Below are 13,913 nucleotides of genomic sequence, written 5' to 3' on the forward strand. Positions count from 1 at the left end.
GAGTAGCCGGAGGGGCGAGTTGCCATTCCCGTGCCATGTATTGCATCCACGCCTCACCTGATAGTTCAAGTGATTGCAGAACAAATACTTACCGTACTGTCAGAAGTGGCGTCAGGCGCTCCAGGAGCCTCGATCCGATGCCAGGGACCGCGCGGAGTCCCCCGATGTCCGCAAAGTCACCGTGCGATTCGCGGTATGACACAATCCGGCCGGCCAGGGCGGGCCCGATCCCGGGGAGGGCCTCGAGTTCCCGCGCGGTGGCCGAATTGAGCTGGAGCCGGCACCCGGCTCCCGGAGGTTTACAGATGATGCCCGCACCCGCCTCGCCCCCTGCAGATCCCCCTGAGAAGGTCAGGTAGGGGGCGAGCGCTTCAAGGAGCTTCGGGCCGATCCCGGCAACACGGTCGAGGCCCTGCACATTCCGGAATGGGCCCTTGGCCTCGCGATCGGCGACGATGGCACGTGCCAAGGCGGGGCCGACCTTGGGGAGTCGGAGGAGCTGGCCCACGGTCGCCTGGTCGGGGTCGAGAGTCTCGCCCGGCCCCATCGGCCGGGTGGCGGCGAGCGCGCTGTCCCGGTGCGCGGTGGGCGATCCGCGCCGTTCTCCGGGCATCAGGGCCACCTGGCCGGGGGGGTCCCCCGGCCGGCCGGCCCACCACCGCACACCCTGCCCGATTACCCCCAGGAGGAGAAGCAACACGATTGCCCGGCGCTCGGTCGGTTCCATGCTGCGGAGGATGCCAGGCATGGGCTGTCACGGGCGCATCCTGCGAGCGCCCCGGGGGGCCACGATCCGCGTGGTCGCCGGCACCCTCGGGTGGGGGCCTGTCCATGCCCTCGCAGCGCCAGCAGCCGCGCAGCCCTGGTCCGCTACCGCTCGGTATTCGCCACCAGCGCCAGCACGACCTCGCCGACGACCTGCAGGCTCTGGGCACTGACCTTGTCCGGGGTGTCGTCGGGCGTGTGCCAGTAGGGGTAGTCGAAGTCGACCACGTCAATGGCCCGGATGCCCTTGGCCTGCAGGGAAAGATGGTCGTCGGTAATGGTGTAGCGAAGGGCCGGGACGAACACGTTGCCGTGTCCCGCCTGCTTCGCGACGCGCCAGACCAGGTCCACCACTTCCGGGGCCCCCGTCACGGAATTGCCTTCCTGATAAATCTGCAGATCACGGTCGCCGATCATGTCGAGCAGCACGGCGTAGAGCGGCGGGGGACCGGGCGCGGGGTTGTCCGCGTAGTAACGGGAGCCGAGGAGAACGTCCGCCTTGTCGTCGAACACGCCGTAGTCCTCGCCGTCGACGAACAGCAGGTCCACGCCGACCGACGGCGGCGCCTGCCGCAAGGCGGCGGCGACGCCGAGCAACACGGCAGTGCCGGATGCGCCGTCGTTGGCGCCGGGGACGGCCGCCGAGCTGTCACGGCTCTCGGGGCCGTCGGCGCGGGGGCGGGTGTCCCAGTGCGCCAGGAAGAGGACCCGCTCCCCGGCACCCGGGTTGAAGCGGGCAACGAAATTGACGAGCGGGAGCGAATCGCCAGTGGCCGTCACGTGCGTCCACCGCTGCACAATGAGCGTGTCGGCGAGCGGACGGAGGAGACTGTCGAGCCATGCCGCCTCGGCCGCGTGCCCTGGCGTTCCGGGAATCCGGGGACCGAAGGCCACCTGTGCCTCCACGGCACGGTAGGCCGCCTCGCCATCGAAGGGGCGCGGCGGCTTTGAGGGGCTGCAGGCAAGCGCCAGGAGCGCAACGAGGGCTGGCGCGTGGAAGACGCGCATCAATAGTCTCCGGAGAAGAGAGAGAGCTGGAACGTCAAGCTGAGCGTCAGTTGCTCGGTCTTGCGGTTCAGCTGGCGAATGTCGTTGAGCACGTACGCGGCCTGGAACCCCCCCGTGAGAATCGAGAGCAGGTCGGTGTCGATCCCGGCACGGAGGGTCTTCCGGCGCGTGTCTGAAATCCCGACGCACTCGCTGGCGTCCGGAAGGTCGAGGCACGATTCCGCCTTGCTCGACAGCGCATTGATCGAGACCCGGACCTGTTTGCGCGCGGCGCTGATGTTGCCGGGGAGCCGGAAGAGGTAGATCAGGTTGGCGGTCAGGTCCTCGCCGGTGCCCTGGGTGATGGTGCCGTTGCTCTGGCGCTCGTTGGTCGACACGCCGTAGCCGAACGTGAGGCTGATACCCTTCCGGAAGGTCAGCTGGAGGTCGTTGCTCCAGGTGGACGATTCGGTGAGCGAGAGGGCGCTGGCGGCCGTGGACGGCAGCACGGTCTGCCCGGAGCGCTTGCGCAGGTTGGTGGACAGGCTGATGACCGTCAGCAACCCGCGCTGGAGCGTCTGGGTCCACCGCGCCTGGACAATGGGCCAGTCCTTCTGCGTGATCTCGGTGCGCAGATAACTGTTGCTGGCACGCGCATAGCGATCGATGATCGACGACGAATATTGCAGGCTGGCGGTGATGCCGAGCGGGAGGTCGGCACCGCCGCCAACCGTGAGCGTGGAACTTTCGACGGCGTTCAGGGCCGAGTCCGCGTCCTGGGTAAGGAAGTCGTTCAAGCCGCCGCGCGCCAGCATGTAGCCGAGATCGGGCGAGAAGGTTGCAAGGTCGTACGTGGAGCTCAGGCTGGTGCGATAGGCGAAATCGATCACCCGGAGCCCCAACAGCGCCCGGCTGGCGATGCTGGAGTCCTTGACCAACTGTCGGAATCCGCGTGGCGGGTCGAGGGTGATGCCGATTTCACGGCTACGGAAATTGTTCAGCGTCTGCGGCAGGACGTAGGTGCCGGTGTCGCCGTACTCCTGGATCGGCGCGCGGCTGGTCAGGCTGCGGGACAGGATGAAGCTGCTGTTCGTGTTGAACCGACCGCGCATCCAGGACGTCAGTCGCGGCGCGATGTTGATGGCGGTGGTGAGGCTGCGGTCGCGCTCCACCCCGACGTCCATGCCGAGAAACTCCTTGCGGGAGACATTGGCCAGCCGGCCGATGGAGGTGGTGTCGTCGTACTCCCGCAGGTCGCGGGTGCTGGAGAGATCGGTATTGAACGTGAGCAGACCGATCGGCTGCCAGGTGAGCCCCGCGCTGTTGCGCCAGAGATTGGTGAGCGACACCGCCGGCCGGAGCGCCGCGTCCCCGGGGCGGAGCACGGGCACCAGGTAGCCGGTAAAGTCGCTTTCCGCTCGCGTGAGCTGGCTGCCGAAGCGAATCGTGCCCGGCACCACGCTGATCTTGGTCGTCCGGGCGGCGGTCAGTCCCTCGCTCCGCGCCACCCACGACGGCAACTGGTCCACCGCCCCGCCGAGCGACACGGTGGGCCCCGTGCGCGGGAGGAGGAGCACGTAGCTGAGGTTGAACAGCGACGCGGAGCTCGAGCCCGTCGAAAGCTCGGTCTGGCTGTTGCCGTTTGTCAGCGAGGCGTTGAAGGTCAGCGGATCGAGGAGACCCCGTTCGAGCGTCGTGGTCCCGCGCTTGGTGCGACGGATCGCGATATTGAACTGGGTCAGGCCGCTGGACGGCTGGCGGAGGTTGGCGATGTCGGCCGCCAGGATATCGGTCCCGCCGATGAGGATGGGATCCGCGGAGGTGCGGGTGTGAGTGATGGACATCGGGACCGCAATGCCAAGGCTCGCCGGGAGGAACCGGTCGACCCGGAGGTTCGTTCCCACCACGAGCGCGCCGGTCGTCCGGTAGGTCGGGTCGCGCCCGATCTGCTGGAACAGCCCGTCCTGCCGCACGTAGTTGACCGAAAAATCTGCCACGTCGGCCGCCGCCAGCCGGGCGTCCAGCGCCATCGACGACCCGGACTGGGTGAGGGGGCTGTCGAGGCGGATGTCGTCCACCCACAACTCGACGGTGCCCAGCACCTCGGTGTTCTGCACCCGATACAGGCCGGCCGCCAACTCCTGCGCGGCGGCGAGGTTGGGCGGGTTGACCCCCGGATCGGCCACCTGCACCACGTAGTTCCCCTGGCAGGCGACGTACGCCGTCACGTCGCCGATGCCGCAGGCGGCCGCGCCGTCCGGGGGCAGTCCCTGCAGCCACCGCTGCTCGATTTGCGCGCGGAGCTGGCGCCAGACCGGGATGCTGATTCGCGCCTCCGGCGTCCACGTGGTGCTGCTCGCGGGCTGCAGGTACATGTACCAGTTCTTGTCGTCACTCCCGATCTTGAAGAAGGCCTGGAGATCCCCGCTGTCCCAGCCTGCGCCCTTGCCGCGGAACCAGACGTTGATCTGTTCGTACTTGAGCACGTTCTGCGGGCCCGAGGGGAAGCGCTGGTAGGCCTCGGCGCGTTCGCCCACCTCCAGCGAGGTGGCCACAATGCGGAGGGAGTGCTCGTTGATCTGCACGCCCTTGACCGTCTGGCCATTGTCGTTGCGTGCGGCCTCGTTGGTCACGCCGGGCGGGGAGGTGTATCCCAGGGCCACATCTTCCGTGGAAATGACGGCCGCGAACATCGTCCCGGTCGGGCTGGCGGTGGATCCGCCGATGCCGATCAGCGGCGTGTCGGCCCGGCGCACCCACGGGGCGCCCGTGAACCGCATCCGCGCCAGGGCGAAGTTGGCCACCACGTCCGGCTCGCCCATGTCGGGGGCCACGAGCGTCACCCGCATGCTCTGGATCAGCCGCAGATTGGGCGTGCCGATCGTGGCCTCCGGCAACCGGATCGGCACCCGGTAGAGGGTCCACGTGGAGGTCTGTCCCTGATCGTTGGTGGAGGTGGCGCCGGTGCGGACATAGTACTGCGACAACTCGTTCGGCTGGACGACCCACCGGAGCACGTTGTCGTTGGCGCCCTGGGCGTTGAGCCGGTTGTCGCCGTTGAGGTCCTCGGTGTCGAGGAAACCGTTGCCGTTGGTACAGCGGCTGCCGAGGTCGCCCCAGGGATAGACCGGGACGGTTTCCGAGAGGATCTGCGTGCAGGTGGGGACGTCGCGGACCACCTCGCCGTTGATGAAGAGGGAGTCCACCCGGTCGAGGAGAATGCCGATGTCGTCGTTCGAGGCGTTGAAGATGCCGGTGGACTGCCGCTCGCTGTTCAGGAGCCCGACGCCGTCGTAGTGCCGGCCGGTGTAGAGGCTGTCCGAGCCGACGACGGTCAGGCTGTCGGGCACCACCGACAGCGCGTCCTCGCTGACCGATCCCAGGTCGATGACCAGCTGCATCCCGGCGGCGTCCACCGTCTCTTCGCCCCCCTGGAACACCCAGAACTCCAGGTACTCCGCACGGGACAGGTCGAGGCCGCTCTGGGAGAGGGGCGTCACCAGCGAGCGCCAGCGTGGGGCAAACGGCTGGGCCGGCTGACTCCAGAGGGACCGGCTGTCCTGCTGCACCATGCCGCCCGCCGTATCGGCGTGAAAGGTCAAGTACAGCACCGTCTCGTTGACGCTCCCCTGGCCGTTGGTGATGATCGTCGGGTCGATGTCCTGCGGATAGAGTTCGATCGGCCCGCATCCGCTGCAGGCGGGAACCAGGTTCTGCCAGCTCAACTGAACCGCCCAGAGCGAGTCGAAGCCGGTCGTGAAGCCGAGCCCCTCCACGCCCACCGACGATTGCGGGACGCTCCCGTACTCCCAGCGTGAGGTGAGCATGCTGACCGGGATGGACGACTCGCCCTCGAAGTCCTCCAGGTAGGCGAGGCCGATCACGTTGGGGTCGGGGTGGGTGGTGCCATACTCCGCGCGGACGTCCAAGAGCGAGGGGGCGGTGACCTGTTGGGACGTGAGCTTGTCGAAGAACCGGGTCACCCCGTCCACCGGAAAGCGGAGGTCGGTGGTGATCCCGGTGAGGAGGTTGGAGGTTGGCTCGAACCCCAGCGTGGGCCTGGTAAAGACCGACTGTTCCTTCTGGTACATGGCGACGAGGTTGACCGACCCGACATCGCCGAGGGAGTACCCCAGCGTGCCGCCGAGGATCGACGTGGGGGCCACGGCAAAGATGCCCCGCTCCTCGAACCGTGCCGTCACGGTGCCGATGCCCGAGGGGAAGAGGGTGGAGGGGTTGTTGAAGGTGACCTGCCCGAGGTCGTAGTTGATTTCGTAGTCCACGCCTCGCTCAAGCACCCGGCCCCCGGCGATGAGCTGCTCAGAACCGCGACGGATCTGGAGCGCGTTGAGGTTCAGGCTCCCGGCGTCGGTGCCTCCGGCGGCCTCGTACTTGAGCCGCATCTGGAAGCGGGAGGGCGGTCCCTGCGGCGTCAGCAGGAGATACACCGGCGAGTTGTAGACGGAGTCGGCCCGTTCATTCGGCTGGAGGCGCGGGTCGATGAACGGCTTCAGCGTCGGATAGGCGATGTACGACTCGCGCAGGACGAGATCGGCGCCCGGATCGCGGGTGCGCGGAAAGAGCCGGTTCTCGATATCGAAGATGTTCGGGTCCGGCGGGATGGCCAGGCCGAAGAAGGCGAGATAGGTCTGCGCATCGGCGCTCGAGGGGCGCTCGGACTGGTTGAGTGACACCGTCACCTGGAGGGACGACTTCTCGAGGTCGGTGCCGGACACCCGGTACACCTGGCGCATCTCGTGCCGGAAGGTCTGCTGGGTCGGACCCTGGTTGGGAATGGCCACGAGCAGCACGCTGTCGGTCACCGCCGGGTTCTCCGCCGAGGGAAACGTCCCGACCCGGGTTCCAGTCACCGTCACGTAGCTGACGGCCAGGTAATCGTTCTGGTCGAGCCGCGTCGCCAGGGCGAACCAGGTCGCCGACGGGTCGAGGTAGTAGTCGGCCCCCTGCAGCAGCAGCTGCCACGTGCCCTCCACCCGCTCCGGCCCGTCGGGCCGGAACCCGACGGCGGTGATGCCGCCGAGGTTCGGGTTGAGTCCGCTGCCGACGCCGGTGCGATACCGGTAGACACGGACCTGCGCATCCGCCGGCTGGACCGCCGGCGGGATGGATACCGCATCGAGGTTGAGGATGTCCACGAAGGGATAGTTCGGGAGCGTGACCGGGTCCACGGCCCAGAAGAAGCGACCGGACTCGAAATCGAGGTCACGGACGATGCGATCCTGGGGCTCGCTGGTGGTGGCACCGACCGTGTACACCCGCTGTCCCACGACGCTCCCCTCCTGGGTGGCCATCATCCCCTGGAGGGTGAAGGCGCCGAACTCGAAGGTCGCGTTGATCCCGAAGTTGTTGGCGGGAATGGCGGCGGTCAGGAAGCGCGAGGGCGGGGCGCGGAAGGAGACGGTGCCGACCTCGACCCGCTGGAGGATTTCATCCTGCAATCCCTGGTAATACACCTGGATGTCGTTGTTGGCGTTGAATTCCCGGCGGGAGTCGTAGTCGACATTCAGGTGGAGCCGGCTGCCGATCAGCCCGCCGACCTTCGCGTTGAATTCGTTGTCGAGGCGCGGGGCCTTGAACCCGCCCCGGCAGCCGGAGTTCTGGTCGAGGAGCTGCGCGGGGGTGCAGGTGAGGTTCCGCAGCCGGTCGGATCGGAGCTCGAGGAAGACCGACCCGTCGATGCGCAGGTCGGCATACTTGGACGGGAGGCCGAGGATGCTCTTTCGATCCTCGACGGCCGCGTTGATATACTGGATCTGCAGGTTGTTGGCCCCGTAGAGCGAGGCCATCAGGGAGGCCGAGGCCGCGGCGGCCTCCTCGCGCTCCAGGCGGGTGTCCAGCTGACGCTCCCACCGGGCGCCCATCTGGGCGGGAGTGACGCTGGGCGCCCCCAGCCAGACGGCCCGGCCCGCCGGCGGTTGCCGGAGGGTTGGGAGCGCTACATTAAAGGACGCACGGACGCCGAGGTCCCCCGGCGTGTCCTGGGCGGACACGGCGACGGGCAGCAGCAGGAACAGGAACCCGAGGGCAACGGCGAGACGGGCCACGCGTGTCCGGGAGAAGAGAGGCGATGGTGGTGAGGATCCTTGGCAATATAGCGCCCGAAAAAATGCGGTTCAACCACCGTTGGGGCCCCCAATGCGCCTGCTGAGCCGATACGTGCTCCGGCAGCTGGCGGCCCCGTTCGTGTTTGCGGTGGCGGCGCTGACCAGCATCATGCTGTTGAACCAGATTGCCAAGCGATTCGGCGCCCTGGTGGGCAAGGGCCTGCCGTGGAGCCTGATCGGCGAGGTGTTCCTCCTCAGCCTGCCGTTCATCGTGGCCATGACCCTGCCGATGGCCGTGCTCCTCGCGGTGCTCTACGCCTTCACCACCCTGGCCTCGGGCAACGAAATCACCGCCATGCGGGCCAGCGGGATATCGATCGGGCAGCTCCTGCGGCCGGTGTTCCTCGCGGCCTTGCTCCTGACGGTGGCCGATTTCGTCTTCGTCGACCAGGGGCTCCCCGCCGCCAACCTCCGGCTGAAGGCCCTCCTCTTCGACATCGGCCGCAAGCGGCCCACCGTCCAGTTCCGGGAACAGGCGCTGAACGATGTCCCCCCGTCCAGCCTCTTTCTCCGGGCCGGTCGGATCGAGCCGGCGGACGGCCGGCTCCGCGATGTGACCATCTTCGACATGTCGGGCCAGCAGGGGCGTCAGGTCATCTATGCCGACAGCGGTCGGATGGGCTTCGAGGCCAACCAGAACGACCTCTACCTGACCCTGTACGACGGCTCGATCATGCAGTTCAAGGGGTCCGATCCCGGACTGATGCAACTGACCTATTTCGCCGTCAATACCATGCGGGTCCGGAGCGTCGGCAATACCCTGACTCGCACGGAAGGGGATGTGCCGAAGAGCGACCGGGAAATGACCACCTGCGAGATGCTGGATGAGGTGCATGACACCACCGCCGCAATGCATTCACTCGCCCGGACCCGCGCCGAGCGCGTGGACAAGGACCTCCGCAACCTGCTCGGCCTGCCGGCGGCCCCTCCCACCAGTCCCGATTCCGGGCGCGCACGCGGGGCCCCGTGGTGCGGCTGGTTCCGGTCGCTGGGACAGCGGTTCCTGCCGGAGACGGTCGAGGCACAGGATCCCGCACAACGGCCGGCCCCGCGCGACCCCCGGGCAGCCGCCGACACACTTCCCCGATGGAAGCGGGAGCGGCTCAGGCAAAAGCTGGAGATGGGGAGCAAGGACAGCGCCGCCATGGTGCCGGCCCCCGCCAAGGCGCCACCCGGCGAGGGCGACTTGGCGGAGTACGGCATTTCCCGATCGGTGCCCCTTTCGTCCTGGGTGGACGTGGCAAACACCGCAGAGGGGATCAGGTCGGCCAAGCGGACAGCCGACGGCTTCCTGGTCGAGGTGCACAAGAAGTACGCAATCTCGGTCGCCTGCCTGGTGTTCGTGCTGGTGGGCATTCCGCTGGCGCTCCGGTTTCCCCGCGGCGGCATGGGCCTCGTCCTTGGCGGCGGCCTTGGGATCTTCGCCCTCTACTACATCAGCCTGACCGCCGGCGAGCCGCTGGCCGACGCCGGCATCCTCCCGCCGGCGGTGGTCATGTGGGCGCCCAACGTGATCTTCACCCTCCTCGGCACCGTGGGGCTGCTGCGCGTCAATCGCGAGCTGGGGTCGACCCGCGGCGGGGACCTGGCAGAGCTGACCGACCTCGTGCGGCGCTGGGTGGCCCGATGGAGGGCGCGTTGATGCGGCTCGCGATTCTCGACCGGTACATCCTGCGCTCCTGGATCCGGATCTTCGTGCTGACCGCGTTCGGCTTTCCGGTCGTGTCGGTGCTGATCAAGATCACCGACAACATGCGCCGGCTCCTCAGTACCGGCCTGACAGTTACGGAAATCGTCGTCAGCTACGTCTATGTGCTGCCGGAAGAGATCTCGATGGTGATGCCGGCCTCGGTCTTCTTCGCCACGGTGTTCACGCTGGGGGCCATGAGCCGGAACTCCGAGATCGTGGCCGCGCAGGCGGGCGGAACGAGTTTTCACCGGCTGGCGCGGCCGATCTTCCTTGCCGCGGCGGCGGCGGCGGTGCTGGCCTTCGTCGTCGGGGAAATTTCGGTGTCCGCCTCCAGCAGGTCGCTGGAACTCCAGAAGTCGCGGGAGGCGCGGGCCACCACCTATCGGTACAACTTCGTGTACGGAGCCGACGCCAACTGGGTGTACACCATCCGGACGCTCGACGTCGTCAACCAGGTGCTCCGGGATCCGGTCTTCGTCCGGCAGGGCAACGGGACGAACTACCCCTACCTCGCCGTCAGCGCCGATAGTGCCACATACGACAGCACGGCCGCGGGGTGGAAGCTGTGGGGGGGGACCAGCCGGGTCATCTTCGGCGGACTGGTACAGCCCGTGTTCACCGCCCAGGAGATGCGGCTCCGCGCGCTCTCCCAGACGCCGAGCCAGCTGCTGGCGGCCGCCAAGCAGCCGTCCGAAATGCGCTACCGGGAACTCGGCGAGTACATCGAGGGGCTGCGGCGCTCCGGCAACGACGTGAACAAGCTGCGGGTGGAGCGGGCGCTGAAGATCGCCATCCCGGTCACCTGCCTCATCATCGCACTCTTCGGCGCGCCGCTCAGCCTGAGCTCCCCGCGGGCGGGGGCGGCGTACGGGATTGCCATCAGCCTGGCGACCACGGTGCTCTTCCTGCTGATCATCAACCTGGCCAAGGCGGTCGGAAGGGGCGGGATCATCGACCCCCTCATGGCGGCCTGGGCGCCGAACGTGCTCTTCCTGGGCGCGGCGCTGGTCCTGCTGAAACGGGTAAGGACCTAGGGGCGCACGGCACGCCACCAAACGAAACGGCCCCCGGAACTCCGGGGGCCGTTTCCTCATGCAGAGCCTCCAGCGGCGGTTACCAGATGTACTTGCCGCCCAGCTGGATCCGCCAGATCGAGGCGTTCTTGTTGACCACATTGAGCGTCGGCAGCGCGAGGCTGTAGATGCCCCGGTTGTAGAGCGGGTCCCATCCGCGGAGCCGGACCATGCTCTGGCCCTCGAACGCGCTGGTCTGCTTCACGAGGCCCCAGTCGCTGTCGATCATGTTCAGGAGGTTGAACACGTCGAGGGAAAGGATCATCGTCTGTCCGTTGAAGGTCGGGACGACCTTCTGGAGCCGGGCGTCGAGCGAGTTGATCCAGGGGTTGCGGCAGCTGTTGCGCTCCATGATCTGGCCCCGCTGGTTGCGGAGGCAGGCCTGGGAGTCGATGAAGTTGGCGAGCGAGTCGTACGATGCCGCCGGGGTGGCGCCGTACATCGTGATGTCGTTCCGGTCGCGCGGAACGTAGAACATGTCGTTGAACTCGCGGTTGCTGCCGCCAACGCCGTCCGCGTTGGCGTCGCCGTTGATGACGTAGCCGAACGGCGAGCCCGAGATCCCCGAGTAGATCAGCGAGAAGTCGAAGTCGGCCGGCAGGTTGACCGTGCCGCTGAGGACCACCCGGTGCGGGCGGCTGAAGGCGGAGGTGGTCAGGTCGCGGTCGTTGAGCAGGCCGTTCAGCGTGGCGAAGCCGTAGTTCGAGAAGGCGATGCTCGACGTCAGTGACATCACGTCCTGGGCGTCGGTGTAGGTGTAGCCGCCGTTGAACTCGATGCCGTTGGAGAACCGCTTCTGCAGCTGGATCGTGCCGCTGAAGACATGGTCCTCGGACTTGTTGAGGTGCTCGAGGACGTTGCCGAAGGCCGCCGTCTGCTTGTTGGGGGTGGCCGAGCCCGTGCCCAGGTTGTTCACGCCGTACCGCGCCCGGTTGCCTTCGCCGGTGGCGTAGGTGAGGGTGCTCTCGTCCACCACGCCGACGAGGTTGTTGTCCTGGATGTAGAGCGTGTTCTTCGACTTGGTGTAAAGCAGGTCGATGGTGCCGACCATGCCCCACGGCAGCCGCTGGTCGACGCCGAGGGACAGCTTCATGTTCTGTTCAAACTTGAAGTTGGAATCGAAGTAGTTGATGGTCGGCGTCGCCTGGAAGAGCCCGGCGGAGCCGGCGCAGGCCGACGGCTGTTGCGACGGGTCGAGGGTGAAGCCACCCGGGACGTTGTTGTCCGGATTGGAGTCGTCGTTCCGGCAGGTCAGCTGGGTCTGCTCCATGCCGGTGTTGCCGTAGGCGTTGGAGAGCCACACGTACGCCGGCCGGCCGCCGAAGTAGCCGACGCCGCCGCGCACGATGGTCATCCCCTCGCCGTTGACGTCCCAGTTGAAGCCGAGGCGCGGCGACCAAGTGGCGTTGCCGCTCGGCACCACGCTGGTGTTGATCGTGCCGCCGGTCCAGAGGTTCGGGTCCGAGGTGATGGAATCGAGCTTTGGATTGTAGGCCGGCGAGTCGGGGAAGATCGGGTTGTCCCAGCGGAGGCCGACCGTCAGCGCCACCGGACCGAGATTGAACTGGTCCTGCAGGTAGAGGCCCCACTGGTTCACGTTGAAGTCGGCCGTCGGGCCCCCCTCGCGGAGCGGAAGGGCGCGGTCGAACCGCACGGCCGAGTTGGCCTCGAACGAGTCGATATTGGCGAAGGTCCACTGCCCGATGCTCTGCGGGAAGAAGACGTTGTTGAAGCCGAAGAACTCGTTGTGGGTACCAATGGTGACGCGGTGATCGCCCAGGCCGACGGTCAGGTTGTCGGTGATCTCGTAGATGTCCTGGTCGAGGGAGTTGGCCTGGGAAAAGCGCTCATCGCCCGCCACCAGGCGGGTGCCGGTGCTGCCCGAGCCCACGATGATGGTGGGGTACAGCGAGTTGCCGGAGCGCTTGTCGCGCACCGACTGCCAGCCGCCGATGAATTCGTTGGAGTACTTCCCGCCGAAGACGCCGCTCCAGATGAGGCGCAGCGAGTTGGTCTGGTTGTCGATGGTATAGGCGCCGGACGAGAGCTGCCAGTCGCCGTTCTGCCGGCGGGAAATGACATCCACCGTGGCCCCGACGTTGTTGTACGAGAGCGAGACGCTCTGGTTGGTCTTGGGCGACCAGGTCAGCTTCCCGAAGTAGGTCGGGTTGGGGTTCTCGATGGTAAACCCGCCGGCGTCGCCCGCCCCGCCCCACTGATCCGCCCCGAGGGCGTTGAGGTGGTTGATCATCCGCTGCGCATCGGCGGTGTCGGCGCCGGATTCCGCGAGCGTGATCCCGTTGAAGGGCGTCGTCCGCTTGGTGATGTCCGCGGCGGCGAAGTACTGCAGCTTGTCCTTGATGATGGCGCCGCTCAGCGTTCCGCCGTACTGCAGCACCTTGAAGTCGGCCGATGTCAGGCCGTCAATATCCTTGCCCACCAGGTCCTGGTTTTGCAGGTACCCGAACACCGACCCGCCGAACTTGTTGCTGCCCGACTGGGTGACGGCGTTGATCAGGCCGCCGGCAAAGTTGCCGAGCCGCACGTCGTAGGGGGCCACGAGGACCTGGAACTCCTTGACCGCCTCGATCGAGATGGCCTTGGCGTTGGCCTGCCCGCCCGGCACGCCGCTCGCGCCGAGGCCGAAGAGGTCGTTGTTGACGCCACCGTCGATCTGGATGCTGTTGAAGCGGTTGTTCTGGCCGCCGGCCGATACACCCGCGCCGACGCTCGCCACTTGCGGCGTCGTGGCCACGAGGTCCTGGAAGTTGCGGCCGAGCACCGGCAACCGGTTGATGACGGTATCGCTGATGGACTGCGACACACCGGTCTTCGCCGTGTTCATGACCGGGTCACCCGTCTCGGCGTTGACGGCGATCTCCTCCAGCTGCACGATCTGCTGCCTGAGGGTGAAATTGGAGACGAAACGCTGACCGAGGGAGAGCATCACGTTGTCGCGGCGGGCGCTCTCGAAGCCGATGGCACGGGCCTCGATCGTGTAGGGGCCGCCAACCGACACGTTCTCCATGTAGAACTTGCCGTTCCCCTGGGAGGTCGCCGTGATCTTGGCGCCCGTGCCCCGGTTGGTCAGCGTGATCATGGCGCCTTCGACCGGCGCCCCCGATTCCTGCGTGACGGTCCCGGTCACCGCCGCCGTTGTGACGCCCTGCGCGAACAGATTGCCGGCCCCGAGCGTAAACAGCACGCCCATGGCCGTCGCGGTCGCTACCCGACGAAACCATGACTGCATAGGGACACCTCGACTGGAGTAAA

At 67.1% G+C, this 13,913-nt stretch carries 6 protein-coding genes; 2 read left to right on the plus strand and 4 right to left on the minus strand.

Annotation, left to right across the window (positions count from 1 at the left end; all coding sequences use genetic code 11):
• Nucleotides 1–88: 88 nt before the first annotated feature.
• From R2910_01380 to sprA, 3 genes are all read right to left on the minus strand, one after another.
• Nucleotides 89–748 carry a helix-hairpin-helix domain-containing protein gene (locus R2910_01380; GenBank protein MEZ4411621.1) on the minus strand — a complete coding sequence of 220 codons (660 nt, stop codon included), beginning with the start codon at nucleotides 746–748 and terminating at the stop codon, nucleotides 89–91.
• A gap of 122 nt (nucleotides 749–870) precedes the next feature.
• Entirely contained in the window at nucleotides 871–1,773 is a 903-nt protein-coding gene (locus tag R2910_01385; protein MEZ4411622.1) for a M28 family peptidase, read from the minus strand.
• Nucleotides 1,773–7,817, minus strand: a complete 6,045-nt coding sequence (sprA, locus tag R2910_01390) for a cell surface protein SprA (GenBank protein ID MEZ4411623.1) — start codon at nucleotides 7,815–7,817, stop codon at nucleotides 1,773–1,775. The genes R2910_01385 and sprA overlap by 1 nt, the downstream gene beginning before the upstream one ends.
• A gap of 91 nt (nucleotides 7,818–7,908) precedes the next feature.
• Between sprA and R2910_01395 the strand changes: the two genes are divergently transcribed.
• Together R2910_01395 and R2910_01400 are read left to right on the plus strand one after the other, a co-directional pair.
• Entirely contained in the window at nucleotides 7,909–9,519 is a 1,611-nt protein-coding gene (locus tag R2910_01395; GenBank protein ID MEZ4411624.1) for an LptF/LptG family permease, read from the plus strand.
• Complete coding sequence (locus R2910_01400; GenBank protein MEZ4411625.1) at nucleotides 9,519–10,601, plus strand: LptF/LptG family permease; 1,083 nt, start codon at nucleotides 9,519–9,521, stop codon at nucleotides 10,599–10,601. Before R2910_01395 ends, R2910_01400 begins: the two co-directional genes overlap by 1 nt.
• 79 nt (nucleotides 10,602–10,680) lie before the next feature.
• Here R2910_01400 and R2910_01405 read toward each other — a convergent pair whose 3' ends face one another.
• On the minus strand, nucleotides 10,681–13,890 hold the full coding sequence (locus R2910_01405; GenBank protein ID MEZ4411626.1) for a carboxypeptidase regulatory-like domain-containing protein: 3,210 nt from the start codon (nucleotides 13,888–13,890) through the stop codon (nucleotides 10,681–10,683).
• Nucleotides 13,891–13,913: the final 23 nt, after the last annotated feature.

The organism is Gemmatimonadales bacterium (assembly GCA_041390145.1).
In the GTDB taxonomy this organism is placed as follows: Bacteria; Gemmatimonadota; Gemmatimonadetes; order Gemmatimonadales; family GWC2-71-9; genus SPDF01.